Raw genomic sequence first — 24888 nt, 5'->3', positions numbered from 1 at the left:
CGGAACCTGGGCCGGCCCACCAGGTGCACACCGGTCTGGAAGCTGAAGGTAAATCAACTTCGTTGTGCTGTACACCACTTGGGAAGAAACCGCTTCACGGGAACGGGAGACGGCCACCGGGGCGCCTGTGCGTCGCCGGCCCCCGTGACCGTCACCGGACGGCGGAGTGCCAGTTCTCCGCCAGGATCCTGCCTGCGTCGGGGACGACGGTGCCGGGCGCGTTGAGGCCGGTGAGGCGGGTCCGGGTGTCGTCGAGGGTGAGGCTGTTGTTCCCGGAGGCGGAGGGCAGGCCGGTCTTCGCGTTGACCGCGGCGTTGATCAGGCCGACGTTCAGGCCGCAGCCGGTGGCTCCGGGAACGGCGAAGGTGCTGTCGTTCTGGGTGGCGCCGGTGAGGTCGATCCGGCTCATCTCGCCGGCCTCGTCGGGGGTGCCGTCGCCCCGGAAGAAGCTCAGCCCGGCCTCGGGGTAGTTCAGGTTCCTCGGGCGCAGCACGATCGGGTCGGCGGCCGACCCGATGTAGCACTTGTCGCCCAGGAGCGGGTTCTCCAGGTGGATGCGGACCGGCAGGGCGACGATGGGCAGGTCCGTGAGGACGCCCGCGGTCTGGTCGAAGGCGTAGGGCGCGCCGACGGACTCCATGGTGGCGGTGATCCTGTTGAGGCCGGAGTTCTCGAGCGTCCTGCAGATGCCCGTGATCACCGGTATGTCACTCGGGCACATCAGGCCGAGCAGACCGCCGGGCACGGTGGCGGGGTCGGCGACGAGCGCGCCGGAGGGCGGGGCGACGACGCTGCTGGTGCCGTCGGCGTTCTGCACCACGCCGATCTGGAGGTTCGTCCTCCCCGTGACCACGGTGGTCCTGCCCAGCTTGACGGAGCCGCGGGCGGAGGTGGAGACCACGCACTGCGGGGTCCTGTCGACGCCGTCGGCGGCCAGCATCGCCGGGGCGTCGACGGGGCAGCGGGTGAAGGGGGCCCACTCGCCGTTCAGGGCGGGTTCGGCGGCGGTCGCGGTGCCCGGGAGGGCGAGGGCGCCGAGCGCGGTCAGCGCGGAGACGACGGCGAGTCCGGTGCGGGTGGAGAGCGGGGGCATGGTGGTGGCCTTCCGTTGGGGTGGGGGCGGCTCAGCGCTCGGGGACGGGGATGTCGCGGGGCTGCAGGTCCTCGGTGCACTCGTTCTCGTTGTAGACCTGCACCGCGCACGTCTGGCCCTGGATCTGCCTGACGTGGTTGCCGGGGCCGGAGACGGAGGCGGTGAGGAGACGGTCGAGGTCCTCGCCGCCGGCACCGCAGCCGGTGAAGGCCGGGATGGCCGCTTCGCCGGTCAGCGGGCCGCCGGAACTCAGCAGGTAGCCGACGGGCTGGTCGGGAGGCTGGTGCGTGCTGCTTCCGGACAGCACCAGGTGGTCGCCGGGGTACTTCCCGGGCTCGGGCTCGGGGGAGCGCAGGGGCCCTTCCGTCCGGCAGTCGGGCCCGACCTCCAGGGGGGTCCCGTTGACCTCGAGCGCGGTCACCCGCAGGACCAGCGGGACCCGCACGCGCGTCTCCAGGCGGGTGAACAGGGTGACGAACGAGGTCTCGCCGGCGGCGTCCATCGTCATGGGGCCCGTCTGCTCCAGCACCATGGTGGCCTTCGTCGGGGTGAAGCCGAAGGTGAGGAAGGTGGCCTCGAAGGGCGGGGTCCGCGGGCGCCCCTGGTGGCGGAGCGTCCCCTCCGAGTGCTGCGAGAGGTGGCCCCCGGTGAAGTCCGGGAAGAACTCGATGTCCGTGGGGCCCTGTTCGATCAGCACGCAGGACAGGGGCAGGAGCGAGGCGCCCTTCAGCTTCTTCACGTTGGTGTAGCCGGTGACGTAGGCGTTCAGCGACGCCGAGGTGGACGGGTGCGCGTCGTCGTAGCGGCACGGCGGCGCGTCGCGGTCCGCGGCGGCGCCGCCGGGCGCGCTCTGCGTCACCTCCGGCGCACGGTCCCCCTGCCGGTCCTCCGGTTCGTCCCGCGGCCCGGAGGGCGGACCGGAGGACGGCCCGGAGGACGGCCCGGGTGAGGCCGGCGCGTCCCCCGGCTCCGTCGCCTCCGGTCCGACCGGCACGGTGGCCAGCAGCCCCTCGTGCGGCGCGTCCTCGGACAGGGAGCAGTCGACGGTCAGCGAACCGGGCTCGGCGGCGGTGCCGTCCGCGGTGCCGAGCTCCAGGTCGAGGGCGAGGGCGCCGGCGGAGAACGTCAGGTCGCCGTGGCCCCGGCCGGTCACCGAGGGGACGTCTCCTGCGGAGGTCAGCGTCAGCGGCCCGGAGCCGGGAAGGGCGACGGGCCCGGCGCTGCCCCGCCACGTCGCCGCGGCCCCGGCCGCGCCCTGGGCGACGTCGACGCCGAGGCGGGTCGCGGCCCGCGCGGTGGCGGCCCCGGTCGCGGTGAGGTCCGCGACCGCCTCGGCGGGCAGTTCCACGGTGGTGGTGACGCCGGAGGGCGAGAACGCCTCGCCCGCCTCCGCCCGGTCCGGGAACGCCGCCGCGATCCGTACCGTCGCCGGCCGTTCCCCCGAGGGGAACGCGCAGACGTAGGGGAGCGCGGTGTCGACCTCCTGGGTGACCGCGGCGGAGGCGGCGGCCGGGACCATGGCGGCGAGCACGACGAACGCGCCGATCGTCGCGCTCCCGGCGCGGACGCGGGGCGCCCGCGGCGCGGCGGCGCGGTGGCCTCTCATGCGGCTCCCTTCACATCGTTCGGAAGCGGGTTCCGAAGTCGGCCGGACGGTCCGCGTCCGCCCGGCCGGGGACGCCGGCCGGGCGGACACGAGCGGGTGGTGCCTTACGGGTTGGAGCCGACGATCTTCGGGATGGCGCCGTTCGACGCCTTGATGGCGTAGTTGCCCCTGAAGAGGGGCTTGGTGGCGGTCGTGACCACCGAGCCGCAGTTGACGGGGGCGGGGCTGGAACTGACGGCCAGGTCACCGGCGACGCTGTTGACCGCCAGGACGCCGGTGGAGTTGGTGTAGGTGGCCGAGGCCTTGCCCGTCACCGTGAACTTGCAGGCGCCGGCGGTCACGTTGGCCTTGACGTTGCCGACGTAGCCCTTGGTGACGCCGGTCGCGGCGTCGTAGTCCTGTGCGACGACGGTCCAGGGGGTGACCGCCACGGTGGTGACGTTGCCCAGGACGCTGGTGCACGGCGAGGCCGCGGTGCCGAAGTTGATGGCGGCGATGGAGGCGACCGTGGCCGGGTTGCCGGTGGCGCTCGCCATGGTGCCCGAGGCGCCCGAGGTCGTGCACGTCATCGGGATGGTGGCGGTCAGCACGATGTTGCCGCTGTTCGTCGCCGTGTAGGTGCCCGTGGGCGTGACGGTCCACACCGTGGAGGGCACCGCCGAGGCGGGCGCGAGGGTGAGGCCGAAGGCGGCCGCGGCCGCACCCGTCACGACGGCTAACCTTCTCGTGTTCTTCTTCATGGCTCGGGGAATCTCCTTGTGGATCGACCGGCAGAGAGTGGGCCGTGGCCGAAGTGATCGAGGGAGCGGCCGTGCGGCCCGCGGCTCGGTGTTCCCTGTCCGCGGACCATGACGTTACGGGCGGGAAACTTGACCGAACAATGCCGCCGTTCATGATTCTTTCAAAAATTGAATCACCTGTTTCCGGGGTGAGCGATCCGCGGTTCTCCTTAGTCACCCGCTGCCAATGTCGGGACGTCCGGCCGGTGATGCGCGGTTTTACCGGCCGCCGTCCGCCGCGAGCCGTGGTGCTCACCCGGTGACAGGTTCCCGAGGTGTTTTTGTCTCTGCCCTGACGGTTTCCGGACGGTCGGCGCGGGTGTCCCGGAAAACTTGGATTCCGGTATTGCCCCCCGAGGTTACTCGACCGTAACGTGCCGGTGTACTGCTCGGTTCCGGGCCGGTGCCCCTCGCCGGCCGGAGTCACGACGGGTGCTTTCCGGCCCCCTCCCTCCCGGCGGACCGGACATCCGTCGGCAGGGTCCCGCGGATCCAGGCCCCCCGGGGTCGCGGGACCCTGCCCTGTCTCCCCGGAGACAAGTGCGGGCCCGGCAGGTTGTCTGCGCGGTGACAAGTTCCGGCGGGGTGCCGGGAATCCGGTGCCGCACCCGTTGTCAGCGTGCTCCGCGCCGACTTAACGTGCGCCCGCAGCGCATATCCGACGTGCGTCCGCTGGAGGTGATATGGGAATCGAAGTGGTGGTCGAGGGCCTGACCAAGTCCTTCGGTAAGCAGAACATCTGGCGGGACGTGACACTCACCCTTCCCGCCGGAGAAGTGAGCGTGATGCTGGGGCCGTCCGGCACCGGGAAGACCGTTTTCCTGAAGTCGCTCATAGGGCTGCTCAAACCCGAGAAGGGCCGTGTCCTCATCGACGGGGTGGACATGGTGAACAGTCCGGAGAGGGATGTCTACGAGACCCGGAAACTGTTCGGGCTCATGTTCCAGGACGGCGCTCTTTTCGGCTCCATGTCGCTCTTCGACAACATCGCCTTCCCGCTGCGCGAGCACACCCGCAAGAAGGAGTCCGAGATCCGCCGCATCGTCATGGAGCGGATCGAGGTCGTCGGGCTGCTGGGCGCGGAGGGCAAGCTCCCGGGGGAGATCAGCGGCGGCATGCGCAAGCGGGCCGGCCTGGCCCGCGCGCTCGTGCTGGACCCGCAGATCATCCTCTGCGACGAACCGGACTCCGGGCTCGACCCGGTCCGCACCGCCTACCTCTCCCAGCTGCTGATCGACCTGAACGCGCAGATCGACGCGACGATGCTGATCGTCACCCACAACCTCGACATCGCCGCCACCGTCCCCGACAACATGGGCATGCTCTTCCGGCGCGAGCTCGTCACCTTCGGGCCGCGCGAGGTGCTGCTCACCAGTGACGAGCCGGTCGTGGCGCAGTTCCTCGGCGGCCGGCGCGAGGGGCCCATCGGGATGTCCGAGGAGAAGGACGCCGCCGCCCTCGCCGCCGAGGCGGGCGCCCCCGCCCCCGCCGTGCCCCGGGTGATCGTCCCGCAGCTGGAGCCCTCGCCCGGCCTCCCGCCGCGCCGGGCCGTCGCCCGGCGGCGTGAGCGCGTCATGGGCATGATCGACCAGTTGCCTCCCGTCGCGCGCTCCGCCATCCGGGAGACCTACGCGAAGAGCGCCGGGGCACCCACCGTGCCGATGCCCGCCGCCGGGAGCGGCGCATGATCACCGGAGCGCTGCGGCAGACCGGCCGGCTCTTCGCGCTCGCCGCCGAGGTGAGCCGCGCCGTCTTCAGAAGACCCTTCCAGTTCCGCGAGTTCGTCGAGCAGTTCTGGTTCGTCGCGGGCGTCACCGTCCTGCCCGCCGCCCTCGTCTCCATCCCCTTCGGCGCCGTCATCGCGCTCCAGGTCGGCTCCCTCACCCAGCAGTTGGGCGCCCAGTCGTTCACCGGCGGCGCCAGCGTCCTCGCCGTCGTCCAGCAGGCCGGCCCGCTCATCGTCGCCCTGCTGATCGCCGGCGCCGGCGGCTCCGCCATCTGCGCCGACCTCGGCTCCCGCGCGATCCGCGAGGAACTCGACGCCATGGAGGTCATGGGCGTCTCGCCGGTGCAGCGCCTGGTCGTGCCCCGGGTGCTGGCCACCATGGGCGTGGCCGTCCTGCTCAACGGCCTGGTCTCCGTCGTCGGCACCCTCGGCGGCTACTTCTTCAACGTCGTCCTCCAGGGCGGCACCCCCGGCGCCTACCTGTCCAGCTTCTCCGCCCTCGCCCAGCCGGCCGACCTGTACGTCAGCGAACTCAAGGCGCTGGTCTTCGGCTTCATCGCGGGCATCGTCGCCGCCTACCGGGGACTCAACCCGCGCGGCGGCCCCAAGGGCGTCGGCGACGCCGTCAACCAGTCCGTCGTCATCACCTTCCTCCTGCTCTTCTTCGTCAACATGGTGATGACGGCCGTCCACCTCCAGATCGTCCCGCCGAAGGGAGGCTGACCCGCGATGGCCTCCCCGCTCGCCTGGCTCGACCGCTCCGGCGACCACCTGCTCTTCTACGCCCGGGCCCTGCTGTGGATCCCCCGGACCCTGCGCCGCTACCTCAAGGAGGTGCAGCGCCTCCTCGCCGAGGTCGCCTTCGGTTCCGGCGGCCTCGGCGTCATCGGCGGCACCATCGGCGTGATGACCGCGATGACCCTCTTCACCGGGACCGTCGTCGGGCTCCAGGGCTACGCGGCCCTCGACCAGATCGGCACGGCCGCCTTCACCGGATTCGTCTCCGCCTACTTCAACACCCGCGAGATCGCCCCGCTCGTCGCCGGACTCGCCCTCTCCGCGACCGTCGGCGCCGGCTTCACCGCCCAGCTCGGCGCCATGCGCATCAACGAGGAGGTCGACGCCCTCGAGGGCATGGGCATCCGCTCCATGCCCTACCTGGTCACCACCCGCATCATCGCCGGGGTCGTCGCCATCGTCCCGCTCTACGCGATCGGGCTGCTCTCCTCCTACCTGGCGTCCCGCTACGTGACCGTCCTGTTCAACGGCCAGTCCCGGGGCACCTACGACCACTACTTCAACCTGTTCCTGTCCCCGACGGACGTCCTGCTGTCCGTGCTGAAGGTGCTGATCTTCAGCGTGATGGTGATCCTCGCCCACTGCTACTACGGCTTCCGCGCCTCGGGCGGCCCGGCCGGCGTCGGCGTCGCCGTCGGCCGGTCCGTGCGCAACGCCATCGTGCTGATCAGCGTCACCGACTTCTTCCTGTCGCTGGCCCTGTGGGGCGCGACCACGACCGTGAAGGTGGCGGGGTGAGATGAGCACACGAGGCGAGACGCTGCGCCGCCGGTCGGCCGGGGTGGTGTTCCTGCTGGTGCCCGCCCTGCTGGTCTGGCTGGCCGTCGCCGTCTACGACAAGCGGTTCACCGACTCCGACCCGGTGGTCGTCGAGACCGGCAGCGTCGGCAACGAGATGCACCCGGGCGCCGAGGTGAAACTGCGCGGCGTCGTCGTCGGCGAGGTCCGCGCCGTCGACGCCACCGACGACGGCGCCCGGCTCACCCTCGCCATGAAACCCGGCGCCCTGGACCACGTGCCGTCCGACGTGCGCGCCCAGATGCTGCCGACCACCCTGTTCGGCGAGCGGTTCGTGGCCCTCGTGCCGCCCGAGCACCCCTCGGCCGAACCGCTGGCCGCCGGAGCCGTCATCCCCCAGGACCGCTCCGCGAACGCCGTGGAGCTCCAGCAGGTCCTCGACGACGTCCTGCCGATGCTCACCGCCGTCCAGCCGCAGAAGCTCTCCGCGACCCTGTCGGCCGTCTCCCGGGCCCTGGAAGGACGCGGCGAGCAGCTCGGCGACACGCTGACGCGACTGGACGAGCACCTGGAGGAGTTCAACCCCCACCTGCCCGCCCTCAACCGCGACCTCAGGGAACTCGTGAAGGTCAGCCACGTCTACGCGGACGCCGCACCCGACATCCTCACGGCGCTCACCGACTTCACCACCACCAGCGGCACCCTCGCCGAGCAGGAGGCCGAACTCGCCGGCACCCTCGGCGCCACCACCCGGACGGCCGAGGACATCACGGCGTTCCTCCAGAAGAACAAGGACAACATCATCCGGCTCAGCGCCACCGGCCGGCCCACCCTGGAACTGCTCGCCGAGTACTCCTCCGCCTTCCCCTGCACCCTGCGCACCCTCGCCGAGTTCGTGCCCGCCATGGACCGGGCGCTCGGCAAGGGCACCGACCGGCCCGGCGTCCACGTCGACCTCACCACCGTCCCCTCGCGCGGCGCCTACCGCCCCGGCCGCGACACCCCGGCGTACGACTCCGGCGGCGGCCCCCGCTGCCCCGCCGTGCCCTACCTCGGCTCCCTCGCCCGGCCCGCCGCGCGGACCGCCGCCGCGGCCGGCCAGGACCTCGGGCCCGCCAACTCCCCGCAGGAGAACGACCTCGTCAACGAACTGCTCGCGCCCGCCGCCGGCAAGCACCCCGGCGAGCTGCCCGACTGGAGCAGCCTGCTCGCCGGCCCGGTCTACCGCGGGACGGAGGTGACCCTTCGATGACCGCCCCGGACCACGCGCACACCCGGCGCCGCCCGCTGACCGGGCCGCTGCTCAAGTCCCTCGCCTTCGTGGTGGTGACCGCCCTCGCCACGACCGTGCTCGGGCTGAGCGTCGCCGACACCGGCGTCCGCTCCGGCACCCTCACGTACAAGGCCCTCTTCACCGACGTCACCGGGCTCATGGACGGCGACAGCGTGCGGATCTCCGGGGTGGAGGTCGGCGAGGTGACCGGCGTCCGCGTCGTGCAGCGGCGCACCGCCGAGGTCACCTTCACCGTCCGCGAGGACCGCAGGCTGCCCCGCTCGGCCACCGCCGCCGTGAAGTACCTCGACATGGTCGGCCGGCGCTACGTCTCGCTCGGCCGCGGCAGCGGCGACCTCGCCGGCGCCCTGGAGGCGGGCGACACCATCCCGCTCGACCGCACCACGCCCGCCCTCGACCTGACCCTGCTCTTCAACGGCTTCAAGCCGCTGTTCGAGGGGCTGTCCCCGAAGGACGTCAACGAACTCGCCGGGTCGATCGTGCAGGTGCTCCAGGGCGAGGGCGCCACCGTCGACAGCCTGATCCGCCACATCGGCTCGCTCAGCACGACCGTCGCGGCCAAGGACGAGGTGATCGGCCAGGTCGTCGACAACCTCACCACCGTCCTGAACACCCTCAACGACCGCGAGGCCGACTTCGACGACCTCGTCGTCACCCTGCGGGACCTCGTCACCGGCTTCAACGACGACCGCGAACCCCTCGGCGAGGCCGTCGAGGCCATGGGCGACCTGACCACCGTCACCGCCGGCCTCCTCGAGGACGGGCGCGCCCCCCTCGAGCGGGACATCCGCGAACTGGGCCGGCTCTCGGCGAACCTCGGCGAACACACCCCGCAGATCGAGGACTTCCTCGACAGGACCCCCGCCAAGATGACCGCCCTGGCCCGACTGTCCTCCTACGGATCGTGGTTCAACCTCTACCTCTGCGAGGCGCGCGTGAGCGGAGTGACCACCTCCGACGGCTCCGAACCGCCGACCGGCATCGCGATCACCGAACCGAGGTGCCGCGGATGAGACCGTTCACCCGGCGCGACCGAACCACCCGCACGCGCGCGTCCCGGCGCCCGCGCATCACCCCGGTCAGGGAGCGCAACCCCGTCGCCGTCGCCGTCGCCGGGCTGCTCGCCCTCGCCCTGCTCACCGCCCTCGCCTACCACGCGGAGCGGCTGCCGTTCGGCGGCGGCACCTCCTACAGCGCCGACTTCTCCGAGGCGGCCGGCCTCGACGAGGGCGACGAGGTGCGCATCGCCGGCGTCAAGGTCGGCCGGGTCACCGGCGTCGCCCTCGACGGCGCCAAGGTGAAGGTCACCTTCGAGGTCGAGGACGCCTGGCTCGGCGACCGCACGACCGCCGCCATCGCCATCAGGACCGTCCTCGGCGACAAGTACCTGGCGCTCGACCCGCTCGGCGCCGGCCGCCAGGACCCCGGCCGCCGCATCCCGCTGTCGCGCACCACCAGCCCCTACGACGTGACGCAGGCGTTCCAGGACCTCAGCGGCACCGTCGACGCCCTCGACACCTCCAAGCTCGCGGAGAGCTTCGAGACCCTCTCCGACACCTTCGAGAACTCCCCGCCGCACGTGCGCAAGGCCGCCGGCGGCCTGTCCGACCTGTCGAAGGCCCTCTCCCGGCGCGACGCGGAACTCTCCGAACTCCTCAAGGGCAGCGCCCGGTTCACCAGGACGCTGCAGAACCAGAAGTCCAGTTTCGAGACCCTCGTCGAGGACGGCGGCTCCCTGCTCGGCGAACTGAAGGACCGCCGCGCCGCCATCCGCGCCCTGCTCAAGGGCAGCCGGGAACTCGGCGCCGAACTCGGCGGCCTCGTCGACGACAACGACAGGCAGCTCGGCCCCACCCTCAAGGCCCTCGGCCGCGTCACCGGCGTCCTGGAGAAGAACAACACCCAGCTCGGCAAGACCCTCGCCCTGGTCGGCCCGTACTACCGCCTGGTGGGCAACACCCTGGGCAACGGCCGCTGGTTCGACAGCTACCTGTGCGGTGTCGTGCCCCGCGACTACCTGCCCGGGACGTCCCTGCCCGAGACCGGATGCATGCCGCCGAAGCAGACGACGGCGGCCCGGCAGAGCGGTGAGTGATGAGATGAACAGACGCGGAAGAATCCTCGCCGGCGTGTCCGCCCTCGCGGTGCTCGTCGCCGGCGGCCTGACCACCGCCCGGGTCCTCGGCTCCGACGGCACCCGCATCACCGCCTACTTCGACCGCGCCACCGGCATCCACGCCGGATCCGACCTGCGCGTCCTCGGCGTACGGGTCGGCGAGGTGGAGTCGGTGCGGCCGCAGGGCACCACGGTCCGCGTCGGCCTCCTCCTGGACGAGGGCGTGCGGGTGCCCGAGGGCGCGCGGGCCGTCGTCGTCGCGCCGAGCGTCGTCGCCGACCGCTACGTGCAGCTCACCCCGGCCTACGGCGCGGGCCCCGCCCTCGCCGAGGGCGCCGTCCTGCCCGCCTCCCGCAACCGCACCCCCGTCGAGATCGACCAGATCTACGACTCGATCACCGAACTGGGCCGGGCCCTCGGCCCGGACGGCGCCAACTCCGCGGGCGCCCTGTCCGAGCTGCTGCGGACCGGCGCCGCCAACCTCGACGGCAACGGCGAGGCCATCGGCGACAGCGTCGAGGAGTTCGGCAAGGCGGCGAAGACCCTCGACGCGAGCAGCGGCGACCTGTTCGGCACGCTCCGCCGGCTCCAGACCTTCACCACCATGCTGAAGGAGAAGGACACCGACGTGCGCACCGCGCAGGAACGCCTGGACGAGGTCGTCGGCTTCTTCGCCGACAACAAGGACGACCTCGCCGGCGCGCTCGAGGAACTCGGCACCGCCCTGGGCCGGGTCAAGACGTTCATCGAGGACAACCGGGGCGAGCTGAAGAAGAACGTCGACCGGCTCGTCCCGCTCACCCGGACCCTCGTCGAGCAGCGGGCCTCGCTCGCCGAGGCGCTGGACGTGGCACCGCTGGCCGCGTCCAACGTCGTCGGCGCCTACAACCCCGACACCCGCACCCTCGACGGGCGGGCCAACCTCAACGAGATCAGCATGGGCGGGCCGCTGCTGCCGCTGCCCGCGACGGGCGGCGACGGGTCCGCGGCCCCCGGGAAGGGGGAGCGATGAAGCGCGGCACACGGCGCACCGGGGCCCGCGGGATCGGGCGCGGCGTGCTCGCCACGGGCGGCGCCGCCGGCCTCACCCTGGGCGGGCTCCTCGCCCTCGGCCTCGGTTTCGCCCTGGCCCTCGGCGCGGTCGTCGTCGGACCACCGCGCTTCGACGGCCTGGAGGACCTGCCGCTGCCCGGCGGCGCCGACCTCGGCGACCGCCCCTACACCGTCACCGCGGAACTGCAGGACGTGCTCAGCCTCGTCCCGCACGCCGCGGTGAAGGTGAACGACGTCGCCGTCGGCCGGGTCACCGGCATCGACCTCGGCCGCGACGACTGGTCGGCCCGCGTCACCATGAGCATCAACGGCGACGTGCGGCTGCCCGCCGACGCCGGCGCGAGGATCGAACAGTCCAGCCTGCTGGGCGAGAAGTACGTCCAGCTCGTCGCGCCCGCCCGCACGGCCGGGACCGGGAGGCTGGCGGACGGGGACGTCATCCCGGTCTCGCGCACCGGCCGCGGCACCGAGGTCGAGGAGGTGTTCGGCGCGCTGTCCCTGCTGCTCAACGGCGGCGGCGTCAACCAGCTCAGGACCATCACCCGGGAACTCAACGCGGCGCTCGGCGGCCGCGAACCCGAGGTCCGTTCCGTCCTGCGGCGGGTCGACACCCTGGTGACCGAACTCGACGACCACCGGGGCGACATCACCGACGCCCTCGACGCCGTCAACCGGCTCTCCGCGACCCTCGCCACCCGCAAGGAGGACGTCGGCGCGGTCCTCACCGACCTCTCGCCCGGACTGAGGACGCTGGAGAAGCAGCGCGGCTCGCTGCTGACGATGCTGCGTTCCCTCGACACGCTCTCCGGCGTCGCCGTCTCCACCGTCGACGCGAGCAAGGACGACATGATCGCCGACCTCGAGGCCCTCGCGCCGACCCTGAAGGCGCTCGCGGACGCGGGAACGGACCTGCCCGACTCGCTCCAGGTGCTGCTGACGTACCCGTTCACCGACGAGGTGCTGCGCGGGGTGAAGGGCGACTACCTCAACGTGTACCTGGACCTGGTCGCCGTGCCCGGCACCCGGGTGATCCCGCCGCTGGTGCCGCGGGGCACGCCCTCCCCGTCCGCCCCGGCGGGCGGCGGGCCGGACGCGGCCGGGAAGGGATCCGCCGGGAAGGGATCCGCCGGGAAGGACGAGGACGCACCGGGAGCCGCGCCGCCGTCCGGGGCGTCGCCCGTCCCGTCGCCGGGGAGCGCGTCGCCGGGCACCTCGCCGCTGCCGCTGCCCTCCGTGCCCGCCACCGGGGCGGGCACGGCACCGGCGGCGTCCCCGGACGGGGGCGAGGACAGGTGATCACCCTCGCCGTACGGCTGAAGAACCTGGCCTTCCTCCTCGTCGCCGTCCTCGCCCTCTCCTTCCTCGGCATCCGCTACGCCGACCTCGGCCGGTACGTCGGCGTCGCCGACTACTACACCGTCGACGTCCGACTCCCGCGCACCGGAGGGCTGTTCACCCACTCCGACGTCACCTACCGGGGCGTCTCCGTGGGGCGCGTCGGCCCGATCGACCTCACCGCCGACGGCGTCGTCGCCGAACTGCGCATCAAGGAGTCCGCCCCGCGCATCCCCGCCGACACCCGCGCCGTGGTCGCCGGGCTCTCCGCCGTGGGCGAGCAGTACATCGACCTGCGGCCCGAGAGCGACGGCGGTCCCTACCTCGCCGACGGCGCCCGCATCGCACAGGCCGACACCCGGGTGCCGGCACCCGTCACCGACGTCCTCACCAGTGTGGACGACCTCGTCGGCTCCGTTCCGCTGGAGGACCTGCGCACGGTCGTCGACGAGTTCGGCAAGGCCTTCGAAGGGCACGGCGACGACCTCCGGGTGCTGCTCGACAGCGGCGGCGCCTTCGTGGAGGCCGCCGACCGCGCCCTGCCGTCCACCAGCCGGCTCATCACCGACGGCGAGACGGTCCTGCGCACCCAGGCCGAGGAGGAGCGGGCCATCCGGGACTTCGCCACCGGCGCGCGGGAACTGGCCCGCACCCTCAGGGGCTCCGACGCCGACCTGCGCCGCCTGCTCGCCGTCACCCCCGAGGCCGCCACCCAGGTCAGCGGCGTCCTGCGGGACCTCGACCCGAGCCTCGGCGTCGTCCTCGCCAACCTGCTCACCACCTCCGAGATCGCCGTCACCCGGCAGCGCGGCATGGAGGAGCTCCTCGTGAAGTACCCGGCGGCCGTCGCCGCCGGCGCCACCGCCGTCGACGGAGGGAAGCTGAACCTCGGCATGGCCGTCACCTTCTTCCAACCCCTTCCCTGCACCGCCGGATACGGCGCCACGCGCTACCGCAACGGACTCGACCTCGGCACCGCGCCCGCCCTCAACACCGGCGCGGCCTGCACCGCCCCGGCGTCCTCCGGATCCAACGTGCGCGGCTCGGCGAACGCCCCGAAGGGCGGCGCGGTGCCCGAACCCGCCAGGCCCGGTTCCCTGCCCCCGGGCAGCGGGAAGGGCGGGGCCGCGGCGCTCCCCGGCGCGCTCGCCCTGCCCGGCCAGGGCGGCGAGGCGCCGGCGGACCTGGCGGGACTCCTCGCCCCGGCCACCGGGAGCGCGCGATGAGGCGGGGCGGGATCCTCGCCGGAGCGGGGCTCGTGCTGGCCCTCGGCTTCTGCGGCACGGGCGCGTGGACCTACGCGCAGGCACGCACCGACGACGCGCTCGCGTACGGCCGGGAGCGGGACGAGGCGCTCGCCGACGGACGGGCGGCCGTCGCCGTGCTCACCACGTTCGACGCCTCCACCCGGCAGCGGGCGGAGCGGGGCGTGAGGGCCTGGCGCGCCGCGTCCACGGGGCCGCTGCGCGAGGAACTGGGCCGCACCGGGACCGAGGCGGGCGCCTCGGCGCGCGGCACGGTCACCGAGGCCGCCGTCACCGCGCTCGACACGCGGACCGGCACGGCGAAACTCATCGCCACCGTCCGCGTCGAGGTCACCCCCGCCGGGCCGGGCGGGCCGGCCGTCGACCGCAAGCGCCTGGAGGCGGTCCTGGCCCGCACGGGCGAGGGGGAGTGGAAGGTCAGGGCCCTGAGCGCGGTACCGCTCACGGCGGCCGAGGAGGGTGGGGACCGATGACACCGACACGGCTGTCGCGCGGGGGCAGGACGCCCGAGCCCGGCGCGCAGGCGGAAGGAGGGACGCAGGGCCCCTCCCGGGAGGCGGACGGCCGGCCGCGGACCCACGACCCGGCCGACGGCCCCGCGGCGGGGAACGGCGCGCGGGACACGACCGCACCGGACGGCACGGACCGCCCGGACGACGAGGGCGGGCCGGACGACGGGGACGGGGAGCCCGGCGCCGGCACCCGCCGCGCCCGGGACGGACGCCTGCGCCGGATCGTCCTCGCCGGAACCGCCGCGGTGCTCGTCCTCGGCGGCTGCGGCTTCCTCCACGGCGCCCACCGGCTGAACTCCGCCCCGTCCGCCGAGAACCGCGCGCTCACCGACACCGGGGCCACCGCCCGCGTCGCCGGCGAGGTCGGCAACGCCCTCGCCCGGATCTTCTCCTCCACACCGGACGGCACCGCGGCCGCCGAGCGCTCCGCCCGCACCGTCCTGGACGGCCGCGCCGCCCGCCAGTACGGCGTCCTCCTCGACCGGGTCCGCGACGACCTCACCGAGCAGCGCGTCACCCTGAGCACCCGGGCCGTCCGCACCGGAGTGATCGAACTCGACGGCGGGAGGGCGCGGTTGCTGGTCTTCCTCGACCAGACCTCCCGCCGCGGCACGGACGAGGCCACCACCGCGCCGGCCCAGCTCACCGTCACGGCCCGGCTCGAGGACGACCGGTGGCGGATCGTCGACATCACCGCCCGCTGAACCCGCTGAACCCCGCCGGACGTGCGCGGGAGACTGGAGCACCCCATGACACGCGCGGTCCGCGTCACCGCCGGAACCCGCCCCCGGCCGCTGCCGGCCCTCGCTCTCGTCCTCGTCCTCGTCGCGGGCGGGTTCGCCGCGTGGACCGGTCAGGACTGGTACCGCGCGGCCCACGACGACCGGGCCGCGTACGCCGCGCAGCGGGACGCGGCGCTCGCCGCCGGGGAGCAGGCCGTGCAGAACCTCAACACGCTCGACCACCGCGACCTGGACCGCGGGCTCGACCTGTGGGAGTCCTCGACGGCCGGCGAACTGCACGACCAACTCACCTCCGGGAGAGCCGAGTTCGCCGAACAGGTGAAGGCGGCGAAGACGGTCACCACCGCCCGGGTGCTGTCGGGCGCCGTCACCGAACTCGACGACCGCGCCGGCCGCGCCCGGGTGCTGATCGCCCTGCGCGTCACCGTCAGGGCGTCCGACGGCGCGCGGACCGACAAGGACAGCCGCATGCTCGGCGAACTCACCCGGACCGGGGGCGGGTGGAAGCTGAGCGCCCTGGGCCAGGCCCCCGTGGGCGGCACACCGGCCGGCTGACCCGGCCCCACGCCGCCCACGCCGCCCACCGAGGAGGACACCGCACGATGCCGACGACCCGCCACCACATCAACCGCCAGCGCCGCCGCCGGGACCGCGAGACCCGGTCCGCCGCCTTCGACGGGAACCCGGAGCGCACCGGAAGCCGGACCCGTGCGGGCGGCACGGCCGTCCTGCCCCCTCCCCGCTCCTCGTCCGCCGCGCGGCCGGCCGAACCGGCCGAACCGGCCGAACCGGCCGAACCGGCCGCGGACGGGGCGACGGGCCGCGAGGCGGACCGGAAGGCGGCCGGGCCCTCGGGACGGCGCGGGAGGACCGTCCGGACCCTCCCGCGCCACCCCGCGGGTCTCGCGGCGCTCTGCGCGCTGACCCTGCTCCTCGGCGGCTTCGCCGGCTGGGCCCGCGCGGAGGCCGAGGCGCTCCGGGACGAGCCCGCCCGGAGCAACACCGCCCTGACCGACGTCGCCCGCACCAGCGAGATCAAGGGGCGGGCGGCCGAGGCCGTCGGCCTGCTCTTCTCCTACGACCACACCGACCCCGGCGCCCTCGGGAAGGCCGCGAAGAGCCTCCTGACGGGAAGGGCGGTCGACCAGCACGCCGCCCTGCTGGCCGACGTCCGCAAGCGGGCCGACCGGCAGAAGGCGGTGATCACCACGACGGTCACCGAGAGCGCGGTCGAACGGATCGACGGCGACCGGGCGCGGGTCCTCGTCTACGCCGACCAGAGCAGCGTCGCCACCGCCGCGGGCGAGGGCGCGGAGGACAGGGGCGAGGGCGAGGAGGCCGCGCGGGACGAGGGCGTGTACGCGGGGGCCATGCTCGCCGTCGACGTCGTGCACCGCGACGGACGCTGGCTCGTCTCCGGCATCGACACCTTCGGCCGCTGAGGGCCGTACGCCCGGCCGCGCCCACCGGCGCCCTCCCGTTCCCGCACCGCCGACGGATCCGACAGGAGTGACAGCCATGTCCTTACGCCGCGCACGACGCCCGCACGCCGGCCGGGCCCGCAAGGGGCTGCGGACGACCGCCATCGCCGTGACGGCCATGGCGGCCCTCACCGCCTCCCGGGCGCCCGGCCTCACCGGGGACGCGAAGGACGCCCACGCGGCCCCGCCCGCCGGCGAGGTGCGCCCCCCGGCGGCCGGCGGCCCGTACGCCGAGCCCGCTCCCCCGGGGGACGGCTCCTACCACACCGAACTCCCGCCCCTGAGGACCCCGGGCGCCGCGCCGGCCTCCCCGGCGCTCGTGCGGGACGTCCGTTCCCAGTCCGGCATTCCGGCCACCGTGCTGCGCGCCTACCGTGCCGCCCAGACCTCCGTCGGCAGGACGGACCCCGGCTGCCGGCTGCCCTGGGAGCTGCTCGCGGCGATCGGCAAGGTGGAGTCCGGCCAGGCGCGCGGCGGCGCGGTCGACCGGAACGGCACCACGCTGGGCCGCATCACCGGGCCGCCGCTCGACGGCCGGGGCTTCGCCCTGATCCGGGACACGGACGGGGGCGCCCACGACGGCGACACGGTCTACGACCGCGCGGTGGGACCGATGCAGTTCCTGCCGTCCACCTGGGCCCGCTGGGGCACGGACGGCAACGGCGACGGCCGCGCCGACCCGAACAACGTCTTCGACGCGGCCCTGGCGGCCGGGCACTACCTGTGCGCGGGCGACCGGGACCTGGGCCGGGCCGCGGACCTGGACCGGGCGGTCCTCTCCTACAACCACTCGCGCTCCTACCTGAGGCTGGTCAGGTACTGGCTGGAGTTCTACGGCCGGGGCGTCCACACCGTCCCCGACGGAAAGGGCGTCGTCCCGAGGAGCCCCGGCGCGGGCGGTGACACCCCGGCGACCGGTCCCGTCGACGGCGGGAGCGGCGGCAAGGGGGACGGGAACGACGGGGGCGGAGTCGTCATCGGCCCGGACCCGGGCACTCCGGGCAGCCCCGGGCCGTCCCCCACCGCCCCCGCACCGTCGCCCACTCCGTCGCCCACCTCCCCGTCCCCGGAGCCCTCCTCCCCGACGGCTCCTCCGACGAGCCAGGACCCCTCGCAGCCGCCCGGCGGATCCCCCGGCGGGAGCCCGTCACCGTCCCCGGACCCCACCGGTCCGGCCCCCTCGCCCACCGCCCCGGACCCCTGCCCGCCGGAAACGGCGAGCCCGTCCCCGAGCCCTTCCCCGACCGCCTCGCCCTGCCCGACGCCCCCGGCCACGCCCTCCGCGTGAGGCGGGCCGCGCACCGCGCGGGCCGCGGTCAGCCCGCCTGGCCCATCCCCGCCGCGTCCGGCCAGCTCCGCGGTCCCGGCCAGCCCGACGCCGGGGCCGCGGAGAGGCCGTCGGTGCCCCTGACCTGGGCGGCCGTCAGACCGCCGCGGGCGGGGACGCCCGGCGGGGTGGGACCGGCGGGCGGCGGCATCCGGTCCGGTGCCGGGAAGGCCGCCGCGGGCATCGGCGCCGGCGCCGGCCCGGGCACCGGCACCGGCGCCCGGGCCGCGGGGGCCAGGGGCTGCGGAACCGGCTGGGGGAACGGCTCCGCGACCGGCTGGGCGACCGGCTGGGGGACCGGCACGGGTTCGGGCACGGGGCCCGGCGGTGCCGCCGCCGGCATCGGCATCCCGCCGCCCGCGCCCGCCCCCGGGGCCGGCGCGGCGGCGGGGAGCGGCATGCCGGTGCCGACGGCCCGATCGGCCAGACCCCGGGTGCCGGCCCCGTTGGTCTGGCTCATCAGGCGGTCCACCGCCGCCGTGCCCGAGCTGTAGCCGGCCCCCGTGGCCGGCCCGGGCACGGCGGCTCCCCTCCTGGACGTCCCGTAGAGCACCTGTTCCAGGCCGGAGACCAGGCGGCGCACGTCCACCTGGGGGCGCACCACGAGACGCAGGAAGCGGCTGGAGGAACCGATCTTGTTGCCGCACTCGCGGACCAGGATCCGGTGCTCGGTGAGCATCCGGTCCCGGACCACGGTGCCCTCGGCGCCCACGGGGAGGCGCACGAAGAGGAAGTTGCCCTGGGAGGGGTAGACCGTGAGCCCGGGCAGCGAGGAGAGCTGGCCGGACATGTCCATGCGGTCGCGGCGCACCTGGTGGAGGCTCTGGGCGTACTCGGCGCCGTGCTCCTTCAGCATGAACACCACGTGCTCGGCGAAGGAGTTGAGGTTCCACTTGGGGAGCATCGACCGCACCCGGCCCGCGAGCGCCGGGTTGGCGACCAGGTAGCCGAAGCGGATGCCGTGCAGGCCGAAGTTCTTGCCGAGGCTGCGCAGCACGATGACGTTGGGCCGCAGCATCGCCTCCTGCACCACGCTCGGCTCCGCCTCCGCGTCGGCGAACTCCAGGAAGGACTCGTCGACCACCACCAGGTCGAGGTCGGCCATCGCGTCCATGAACTGCACGACCGCGTGCTTGTGCAGGAAGCCGCCGTCGGGGTTGTTCGGGTTGCAGATCACCGCCACCCGGGTGCCCCGCGCGCGGATGAACTCCGCGTACTGCGCGAGGTCGAGGGCGAAGCCGCCGGACTCCTGCAGCGGGAACATGTCGACCCGCTTGCCGGTCTCCATGGGCTGGTCGGTCCAGCGGCCGAAGGTGGGGACGGGGACGGCCAGGGACTCGCGGACGAGGAGGTGGTCGATCCAGGTGATCAGCTCGGTCGAGCCGTTGCCCATCGCCACGCACTGCGGCGGCAGCCGGAGCAGGCTGCACAGCTCGGCCGTGATGGTGTCGGCGCTGCTCGGGTAGTACGTGATGATGTCGCGCAGCCTGACCGCCAGCTCCTCGAACATGGCGGGGGTGGGGAAGTACGGGTTGCAGGGGATGCAGAAGTCCACCGGGCCCGCCCCGTCGCTCTCCCGCGTCAGCGCCGCCATCGACGGGCTGTGCGCCGCGGTGCTGCGGAACAGCGAGGTGACGTTGTCGGCCAAGGCAACCTCCGTGTGCGGCGGGCCCGCCGGGGACGTACCGGGCCCGTCATGCGTGGGTGGCCCGCGCGGGGGAGCACGGGCCATCCCTACATACGGAGGGGGGTGTGGCGCTGTTCAACCGGTGTGAAAGAAGTGTGACGTCGGGAACCCGGGGCGCGTGTCGCGCGTCACGCGCCCCCGGAGGCCTCCGCGGATCAGGCGCCGAACGAGTGGATCGTCGTCGTCCGGTACGTCTGCCCCGGCCGCAGCACGGTCGACGGGAACGACGGCTGGTTCGGCGAGTCCGGGAAGTGCTGGGTCTCCAGGCACAGCCCGTCGCCCTGCCGGTAGACGCGGCCGCCGGTGCCGACGAGGGTGCCCTCGAGGAAGTTGCCGGAGTAGAACTGCAGGCCCGGCTCGTTGGTGGCGATCCTCAGGGTGCGGCCGGAGGACGGGTCGCGCAGGGTCGCGGCGTGCTCGGGACGGGCGGTGACCCCCTTGTCGAGCACCCAGTTGTGGTCGAAGCCCTGCCCGTACAGCACCTGCTGGTGGGCGGTGCGGATGTCCCGGCCGATCGGCTTGGCCCGGCGGAAGTCGAAGGGGGTGCCCGCGACCTTCGCCAGCTCGCCCGTGGGGATCAGCCCCGAGTCGACGGGCGTGTAGCGGGAGGCGGCGATGGACAGCTCGTGGTCGTGGACGGAGCCGCTGCCCTCGCCGGCGAGGTTCCAGTAGACGTGGCTGGTGAGGTTGACGACCGTCGCCTTGTCGGTGGTGGCCTCGTAGTCGATGCGCCAGTCGCCGTCCCGGGTGAGGGTGTAGGTGACCTTCACCCGCAGCGTGCCCGGGTAGCCCATCTCGCCGTCGACGCTGGTGTGGTGCAGGTACAGGCCGACGTCGGAGCCCCGGGTGAACGGCTCGACGTCCCAGACCCGCTTGTCGAAGCCCTGCGCGCCGCCGTGCAGGCTGTTCTCGCCGTCGTTGACGGAGAGCTGGTGGGTCCTGCCGTCCAGGGTGAAGCGGCCCTTGTCGATGCGGTTGCCGTAGCGGCCGATCAGGGCGCCGAAGTAGGGGCTGGAGGCGACGTACTCCTCGAGGGTGTCGAAGCCGAGGGAGACGTTGGCGTACCGGCCGCGGCGGTCGGGGACCTCCAGCGACTGGACGATGCCGCCGTAGGACAGGACCTTCATCCGGGTCCCGCCGTTCTCCAGGGACCAGCTGTGGACCTTCGTGCCGTCCGCGAGCCTGCCGAAGAGCGCCCTCACCGGCCTTCCCCCGCCCCCCGGGCTTCCCGCGGCCTGCGCCGTTCCGCCGACCGACGCGGCGGCGGCGACACCCGCCGCGGCGGCTCCTGCGATGACCGTGCGTCTGTTCAGTTCCATGTGCGGCTCCCGTGATGGAGGGGCCCCGCCGTCCGGCGGGGCCCGAGCTGACCTACGAACCGACCTTGCGCTTGTTCCACACGTCGAACCCGACCGCCGCCAGCAGTACCAGGCCCTTGATGACCTGCTGCCAGTCGGTGCCGACGCCGACGAGGTTCATGCCGTTGTTCAGCACGCCCAGGACCAGACCGCCGATGATCGCGCCGAGCACGGTGCCGACACCGCCGCTCATCGACGCGCCGCCGATGAACGAGGCCGCGATCGCCTCCAGCTCGAAGTTGAGGCCGGCCTTGGGAGAGGCCGCGTTGAAGCGGGCGGCGAACACCAGACCCGCCAGGGCCGCGAGCATGCCCATGTTCAGGAAGACCAGGAAGGTGACCTTCTTGTCCCGCACGCCCGACAGCTTGGCCGCGGGCAGGTTGCCGCCGATGGCGTAGATGTGGCGGCCGATGACGGCGTTGCGCATCACGTAGCCGAAGCCGACGAGCAGCGCGCCCAGGATCAGCAGCACGATGGGGGCGCCCTTGTAGCTGGCCAGCAGCAGCGTGACGACGAGGATCGCCGAGGCGAGCGCCACCAGCTTCAGCAGGAACAGCTTGGCGGGCAGCACGTCGAGGGCGAACTCCTGCTGGCGGCGGCGGTCGCGGACCTCCTGGAACACCACCAGCGCGATCAGCGCGAGGCCGAGGAGCAGGGTGAGGTTGTGGTAGTTGGTCTCCGGACCGACCTCGGGCATGAAGCCGTTGGCGACCTTCTGCAGTCCCTTGGGGAACGGGCCGAGGGTCTGGCCCTCGAGGAAGATCTCGGTCAGGCCGCGGAAGGTCAGCATGCCCGCGAGGGTCACGATGAACGACGGTATGCCGCCGTAGGCGATGAACCACCCCTGTATCGCACCCGCGAGGGCGCCCACGGCCAGGCAGAGCAGCACGGCCAGCGGCCACGGTATGTCGTTCCTGACCATGAAGACGGCGGCCATGGACCCGACGAACGCCGTCAGCGAGCCGACCGACAGGTCGATGTGGCCCGCGATGATGACCAGCATCATGCCGATCGCGAGGATCAGGATGTAGCTGTTCTGCAGCACCAGGTTGGAGACGTTGCGCGGCAGCAGCAGGTCGCCGTCCGTCCACACCGCGAACAGCACCACGATCAGGCCCAGGGCGATCAGCATGCCGTACTGGCGCATGTTGCGGCGCATGCCGTCCAGCACCAGCTGGAGCAGGCCGTCACCCGTGCCCGCCCCGTTCCTGCCCGGCGGCGCGGCGGCCGGGGTCTTGTCGGTGACTTCCGTGCTCATCGGGTTACCTCTTTGTCCTTCGTCATCTGACGCATCAGCGCTTCCTGGGAGGCCTCGGCCCGCGAGAACTCACCGGTCAGCCGCCCGGCGGCCATGGTGTAGATGCGGTCGCACATGCCGAGCAGTTCGGGCAGCTCGGAGGAGATGAAGACGACCGCCTTGCCCTGGGCGGCCAGTTGGTCGATGACCGTGTAGATCTCGTACTTGGCCCCGACGTCGATGCCACGCGTCGGCTCGTCGAGGATCAGCACGTCGGGACCCGCGAAGATCCACTTGCTGAGGACGACCTTCTGCTGGTTGCCGCCGGACAGCTTGCCCACCGGCTCGAAGACCGTCGGCGCCTTGATGTTCATGGACTTCCGGAAGTCCTCGGCGACCTGCCGCTCCTCGTGCTCGTCCACCACACCGCGCCTGGCGACCTTCTTCAGGGCGCTGAGCGAGATGTTGCGGTTGATGGTGTCGATGAGGTTCAGCCCGTAGTGCTTGCGGTCCTCGGTGACGTAGGCGATCCCGTGCGCGACCGCCTCGGGGACGGTCCTGGTGCGGATCTCCTCGCCGTCCTTGAGGACCGTGCCGGCCGCGTACCGGCCGTAGGTGCGGCCGAAGAGGCTCATGGCGAGCTCGGTGCGCCCGGCGCCCATCAGGCCCGCGATGCCGACGATCTCGCCGCGCCGCACCTGCAGCGACACGTCGTCGACGACCTTGCGCTGCTGGTCGATCGGGTGGTGCACGGTCCAGCCCCGGATCTCCAGCGCCGGGGCGGCGCCCTCCTCCGGCTGGTGCGGGGTCCGCTCCGGGAAGCGGTGCTCCAGGTCGCGGCCGACCATCCCGCTGATGATCCGGTCCTCGGTGGTCCGGGGGTCCTTCACGTCGAGCGTCTCGATGGTCCGCCCGTCCCGCAGGATCGTCACCGAGTCGGCGACCCGGCGGATCTCGTTCAGCTTGTGGGAGATGATGATCGAGGTGATGCCCTGATCCTTCAACTGAAGGATCAGGTCCAGGAGTTTGCCGCTGTCCTCGTCGTTGAGCGCCGCGGTCGGCTCGTCGAGGATGAGCAGCTTCACCTTCTTCGACAGCGCCTTGGCGATCTCCACCAGCTGCTGCTTGCCCACGCCGATGTCGGCGACCCGGGTCTCCGGGTGCTCGTCGAGCCCCACCCGGCGCAGCAGTTCGGCGGCGTGCCGAAGGGTCTCGTTCCAGTTGATGAGACCGCGGGTGGCGTGCTCGTTGCCGAGGAAGATGTTCTCCGCGATGGAGAGGTAGGGCACCAGGGCCAGCTCCTGGTGGATGATGACGATGCCGTGCTGCTCGCTGGCCCGGATGTCCTTGAACCGGCAGACCTCCTCCTCGAAGAGGATCTCCCCCTCGTAGGTGCCGTGCGGGTGGACGCCGGAGAGGACCTTCATCAGGGTCGACTTGCCGGCGCCGTTCTCGCCGCAGATGGCGTGGACCTCGCCCTGCCGGACGGTCAGCGTGACGTCCGACAGCGCCTTGACGCCGGGAAAGGTCTTGACGATCGAGCGCATTTCCAGGACGGGTCCCGCCATGGTCGTGCCTTCCAGTCGTGGTGAGTCGTCGGTCGGTGGCGGCGGTTACTTCAGGTCGCTCTCCTTGATGTAACCGGAGTCGACGACGGCCTCCTGGTAGTTCTCCTTGTCCACGGCGACCGGCTCGAGCAGGTACGCCGGCACGACCTTCGCCCCGTTGTCGTAGGTCTTGGTGTCGTTGACCTCGGGCTTCTTGTCGTTGAGCAGGGCGTCGACCATGTTGGAGGCCACCTTGGCGAGTTCGCGGGTGTCCTTGTAGACGGTCATCGACTGCTCGTCGGCGATGATCGACTTCACCGAGGCGACCTCGGCGTCCTGACCGGTGACGACCGGCAGCGGCTTGCTCTTGGTGCCGTAGCCGTCCGACTTCAGGGAGGACAGGATGCCGATGGAGATGCCGTCGTACGGCGAGAGCACGGCGTCCACCCGGTCGCTGCGGTAGGCCGAGGTCAGGATGTCGTCCATGCGCTTCTGCGCGGTGCCGCCGTCCCAGCGCAGGGTGGTGACCTGGTTCAGCTCGGTCTGCCGGGACTTGACGACGAGCTGCTTCTTGTCGATGTAGGGCTTGAGGACGTTCATCGCGCCCTGGAAGAAGTAGCGCGTGTTGTTGTCGTCGTTGGAGCCGGCGAACAGCTCGATGTTGAACGGGCCCTTCTCGCCGCCGTCCTTCAGGCCGAGCTTCTCGACGATGTAGGTGCCCTGGAGCTCGCCGACCTTCTCGTTGTCGAAGGAGGCGTAGTAGTCGACGTTCTCCGTGCCGAGGATGAGGCGGTCGTAGGAGATCACCGGGATGTCGGCGTCCTTGGCCTGCTGCAGGACGTTGTTCATCGACTTGTTGTCGATGGCCGCGACGATCAGGGCGTCCACACCCTGCGTGATCAGGTTCTCGATCTGCGAGACCTGCTGGTCCGGGTCGTCCTCGCCGTAGACCAGCTTGGTCTTGTAGCCCTTGGACTCCAGGTCCTTCTTGACGTTGTTCCCGTCGGCGATCCAGCGCTCGGAGGACTTGGTCGGCATCGCGATGCCGATGGTGGCTCCCTCGGAGCTCCCCTTGTCCTCCTCGCTGCCGCCCTCACTGCTCTGGCCGCAGGCGGTCAGGGTGAGGGCGAGGGAGGCGGCTCCGGCGAGGGCGGCGAGTGCGGCTCTGCGGTTACGCATGATCATCATCCTTG

At 72.7% G+C, this 24888-nt stretch carries 22 protein-coding genes; 14 read left to right on the top strand and 8 right to left on the bottom strand.

Annotated features, from left to right (window positions below; translation table 11 throughout):
- Window positions 1-151 precede the first annotated feature (151 nt).
- The 3 genes from GL259_RS13265 to GL259_RS13255 form a co-directional block, all read right to left on the bottom strand.
- Window positions 152-1093: a hypothetical protein gene (locus tag GL259_RS13265; protein WP_159532396.1), complete on the bottom strand. Its 942-nt coding sequence runs from the start codon at window positions 1091-1093 to the stop codon at window positions 152-154.
- A 31-nt stretch (window positions 1094-1124) separates the two neighbouring features.
- A complete protein-coding gene (locus GL259_RS13260; RefSeq protein WP_159532394.1) occupies window positions 1125-2699 on the bottom strand; it encodes a DUF6801 domain-containing protein in 1575 nt (524 codons plus the stop codon).
- A gap of 104 nt (window positions 2700-2803) precedes the next feature.
- Window positions 2804-3439 carry a hypothetical protein gene (locus GL259_RS13255; RefSeq protein ID WP_159532392.1) on the bottom strand — a complete coding sequence of 212 codons (636 nt, stop codon included), beginning with the start codon at window positions 3437-3439 and terminating at the stop codon, window positions 2804-2806.
- A gap of 722 nt (window positions 3440-4161) precedes the next feature.
- Between GL259_RS13255 and GL259_RS13250 the strand changes: the two genes are divergently transcribed.
- The 14 genes from GL259_RS13250 to GL259_RS13185 all read left to right on the top strand — a co-directional run bounded on the left by GL259_RS13250 (window position 4162) and on the right by GL259_RS13185 (window position 17827).
- The gene (locus GL259_RS13250; RefSeq protein ID WP_159532390.1) at window positions 4162-5166 is read left to right on the top strand and encodes an ATP-binding cassette domain-containing protein; all 1005 of its coding nucleotides are present in this window, start codon (window positions 4162-4164) and stop codon (window positions 5164-5166) included.
- Window positions 5163-5927: an ABC transporter permease gene (locus GL259_RS13245; protein WP_159532388.1), complete on the top strand. Its 765-nt coding sequence runs from the start codon at window positions 5163-5165 to the stop codon at window positions 5925-5927. The genes GL259_RS13250 and GL259_RS13245 overlap by 4 nt, the downstream gene beginning before the upstream one ends.
- A 6-nt stretch (window positions 5928-5933) precedes the next feature.
- Window positions 5934-6740 carry an ABC transporter permease gene (locus GL259_RS13240; RefSeq protein WP_159532386.1) on the top strand — a complete coding sequence of 269 codons (807 nt, stop codon included), beginning with the start codon at window positions 5934-5936 and terminating at the stop codon, window positions 6738-6740.
- Window position 6741: 1 nt separating this feature from the next.
- Complete coding sequence (locus GL259_RS13235) at window positions 6742-7992, top strand: MCE family protein (protein ID WP_159532384.1); 1251 nt, start codon at window positions 6742-6744, stop codon at window positions 7990-7992.
- A complete protein-coding gene (locus GL259_RS13230) occupies window positions 7989-9047 on the top strand; it encodes an MCE family protein (RefSeq protein ID WP_159532382.1) in 1059 nt (352 codons plus the stop codon). The genes GL259_RS13235 and GL259_RS13230 overlap by 4 nt, the downstream gene beginning before the upstream one ends.
- On the top strand, window positions 9044-10129 hold the full coding sequence (locus GL259_RS13225; RefSeq protein WP_159532380.1) for an MCE family protein: 1086 nt from the start codon (window positions 9044-9046) through the stop codon (window positions 10127-10129). Before GL259_RS13230 ends, GL259_RS13225 begins: the two co-directional genes overlap by 4 nt.
- Before the next feature lie 4 nt (window positions 10130-10133).
- Entirely contained in the window at window positions 10134-11162 is a 1029-nt protein-coding gene (locus GL259_RS13220; protein ID WP_159532378.1) for an MCE family protein, read from the top strand.
- Window positions 11159-12499: an MCE family protein gene (locus tag GL259_RS13215; protein ID WP_159532376.1), complete on the top strand. Its 1341-nt coding sequence runs from the start codon at window positions 11159-11161 to the stop codon at window positions 12497-12499. The genes GL259_RS13220 and GL259_RS13215 overlap by 4 nt, the downstream gene beginning before the upstream one ends.
- Window positions 12496-13764: an MlaD family protein gene (locus tag GL259_RS13210; protein WP_159532374.1), complete on the top strand. Its 1269-nt coding sequence runs from the start codon at window positions 12496-12498 to the stop codon at window positions 13762-13764. Before GL259_RS13215 ends, GL259_RS13210 begins: the two co-directional genes overlap by 4 nt.
- On the top strand, window positions 13761-14276 hold the full coding sequence (locus GL259_RS13205) for a hypothetical protein (RefSeq protein ID WP_159532372.1): 516 nt from the start codon (window positions 13761-13763) through the stop codon (window positions 14274-14276). Before GL259_RS13210 ends, GL259_RS13205 begins: the two co-directional genes overlap by 4 nt.
- Window positions 14273-15019, top strand: coding sequence for a hypothetical protein (locus GL259_RS13200; protein ID WP_159532370.1), 747 nt, complete (start codon window positions 14273-14275; stop codon window positions 15017-15019). The genes GL259_RS13205 and GL259_RS13200 overlap by 4 nt, the downstream gene beginning before the upstream one ends.
- 45 nt (window positions 15020-15064) lie before the next feature.
- Window positions 15065-15613 carry a nuclear transport factor 2 family protein gene (locus GL259_RS13195; protein ID WP_159532368.1) on the top strand — a complete coding sequence of 183 codons (549 nt, stop codon included), beginning with the start codon at window positions 15065-15067 and terminating at the stop codon, window positions 15611-15613.
- Between the two features lie 47 nt (window positions 15614-15660).
- A complete protein-coding gene (locus GL259_RS13190) occupies window positions 15661-16500 on the top strand; it encodes a hypothetical protein (RefSeq protein WP_159532366.1) in 840 nt (279 codons plus the stop codon).
- A gap of 76 nt (window positions 16501-16576) precedes the next feature.
- The gene (locus GL259_RS13185) at window positions 16577-17827 is read left to right on the top strand and encodes a lytic murein transglycosylase (protein WP_159532364.1); all 1251 of its coding nucleotides are present in this window, start codon (window positions 16577-16579) and stop codon (window positions 17825-17827) included.
- 28 nt (window positions 17828-17855) lie between these two features.
- On the opposite strand, the gene GL259_RS13180 is transcribed toward GL259_RS13185, so the two are convergent.
- The 5 genes from GL259_RS13180 to chvE all read right to left on the bottom strand — a co-directional run bounded on the left by GL259_RS13180 (window position 17856) and on the right by chvE (window position 24874).
- Complete coding sequence (locus GL259_RS13180) at window positions 17856-19514, bottom strand: histidinol-phosphate transaminase (RefSeq protein WP_159532362.1); 1659 nt, start codon at window positions 19512-19514, stop codon at window positions 17856-17858.
- 194 nt (window positions 19515-19708) lie between these two features.
- The gene (locus tag GL259_RS13175; protein WP_159532360.1) at window positions 19709-20872 is read right to left on the bottom strand and encodes an aldose epimerase family protein; all 1164 of its coding nucleotides are present in this window, start codon (window positions 20870-20872) and stop codon (window positions 19709-19711) included.
- Between the two features lie 52 nt (window positions 20873-20924).
- Window positions 20925-22169: a multiple monosaccharide ABC transporter permease gene (mmsB, locus tag GL259_RS13170; protein ID WP_159532358.1), complete on the bottom strand. Its 1245-nt coding sequence runs from the start codon at window positions 22167-22169 to the stop codon at window positions 20925-20927.
- Window positions 22166-23716, bottom strand: coding sequence for a multiple monosaccharide ABC transporter ATP-binding protein (gene mmsA / locus GL259_RS13165; RefSeq protein WP_159532356.1), 1551 nt, complete (start codon window positions 23714-23716; stop codon window positions 22166-22168). The genes mmsB and mmsA overlap by 4 nt, the downstream gene beginning before the upstream one ends.
- Before the next feature lie 45 nt (window positions 23717-23761).
- Complete coding sequence (chvE, locus tag GL259_RS13160) at window positions 23762-24874, bottom strand: multiple monosaccharide ABC transporter substrate-binding protein (RefSeq protein WP_208026468.1); 1113 nt, start codon at window positions 24872-24874, stop codon at window positions 23762-23764.
- Between the last annotated feature and the right edge of the window lie 14 nt (window positions 24875-24888).

The organism is Streptomyces sp. Tu 3180 (genome assembly GCF_009852415.1).
In the GTDB taxonomy this organism is placed as follows: Bacteria; Actinomycetota; Actinomycetes; order Streptomycetales; family Streptomycetaceae; genus Streptomyces.
Note: the sequence above shows the minus strand (reverse complement) of the source record. Positions and strands in the feature narration are given on the sequence as shown.

Excerpts from the sequence above, each read along its gene's own strand:
- GL259_RS13265 (WP_159532396.1), bottom strand. The coding sequence starts at position 1,093 with ATGCCCCCGCTCTCCACCCGCACCGGACTCGCCGTCGTCTCCGCGCTG.
- GL259_RS13260 (WP_159532394.1), bottom strand. The coding sequence starts at position 2,699 with ATGAGAGGCCACCGCGCCGCCGCGCCGCGGGCGCCCCGCGTCCGCGCC.
- GL259_RS13255 (WP_159532392.1), bottom strand. The coding sequence starts at position 3,439 with ATGAAGAAGAACACGAGAAGGTTAGCCGTCGTGACGGGTGCGGCCGCG.
- GL259_RS13250 (WP_159532390.1), top strand. The coding sequence starts at position 4,162 with ATGGGAATCGAAGTGGTGGTCGAGGGCCTGACCAAGTCCTTCGGTAAG.
- GL259_RS13245 (WP_159532388.1), top strand. The coding sequence starts at position 5,163 with ATGATCACCGGAGCGCTGCGGCAGACCGGCCGGCTCTTCGCGCTCGCC.
- GL259_RS13240 (WP_159532386.1), top strand. The coding sequence starts at position 5,934 with ATGGCCTCCCCGCTCGCCTGGCTCGACCGCTCCGGCGACCACCTGCTC.
- GL259_RS13235 (WP_159532384.1), top strand. The coding sequence starts at position 6,742 with ATGAGCACACGAGGCGAGACGCTGCGCCGCCGGTCGGCCGGGGTGGTG.
- GL259_RS13230 (WP_159532382.1), top strand. The coding sequence starts at position 7,989 with ATGACCGCCCCGGACCACGCGCACACCCGGCGCCGCCCGCTGACCGGG.
- GL259_RS13225 (WP_159532380.1), top strand. The coding sequence starts at position 9,044 with ATGAGACCGTTCACCCGGCGCGACCGAACCACCCGCACGCGCGCGTCC.
- GL259_RS13220 (WP_159532378.1), top strand. The coding sequence starts at position 10,134 with ATGAACAGACGCGGAAGAATCCTCGCCGGCGTGTCCGCCCTCGCGGTG.
- GL259_RS13215 (WP_159532376.1), top strand. The coding sequence starts at position 11,159 with ATGAAGCGCGGCACACGGCGCACCGGGGCCCGCGGGATCGGGCGCGGC.
- GL259_RS13205 (WP_159532372.1), top strand. The coding sequence starts at position 13,761 with ATGAGGCGGGGCGGGATCCTCGCCGGAGCGGGGCTCGTGCTGGCCCTC.
- GL259_RS13200 (WP_159532370.1), top strand. The coding sequence starts at position 14,273 with ATGACACCGACACGGCTGTCGCGCGGGGGCAGGACGCCCGAGCCCGGC.
- GL259_RS13195 (WP_159532368.1), top strand. The coding sequence starts at position 15,065 with ATGACACGCGCGGTCCGCGTCACCGCCGGAACCCGCCCCCGGCCGCTG.
- GL259_RS13190 (WP_159532366.1), top strand. The coding sequence starts at position 15,661 with ATGCCGACGACCCGCCACCACATCAACCGCCAGCGCCGCCGCCGGGAC.
- GL259_RS13185 (WP_159532364.1), top strand. The coding sequence starts at position 16,577 with ATGTCCTTACGCCGCGCACGACGCCCGCACGCCGGCCGGGCCCGCAAG.
- GL259_RS13175 (WP_159532360.1), bottom strand. The coding sequence starts at position 20,872 with ATGGAACTGAACAGACGCACGGTCATCGCAGGAGCCGCCGCGGCGGGT.
- mmsB (WP_159532358.1), bottom strand. The coding sequence starts at position 22,169 with ATGAGCACGGAAGTCACCGACAAGACCCCGGCCGCCGCGCCGCCGGGC.
- mmsA (WP_159532356.1), bottom strand. The coding sequence starts at position 23,716 with ATGGCGGGACCCGTCCTGGAAATGCGCTCGATCGTCAAGACCTTTCCC.
- chvE (WP_208026468.1), bottom strand. The coding sequence starts at position 24,874 with ATGCGTAACCGCAGAGCCGCACTCGCCGCCCTCGCCGGAGCCGCCTCC.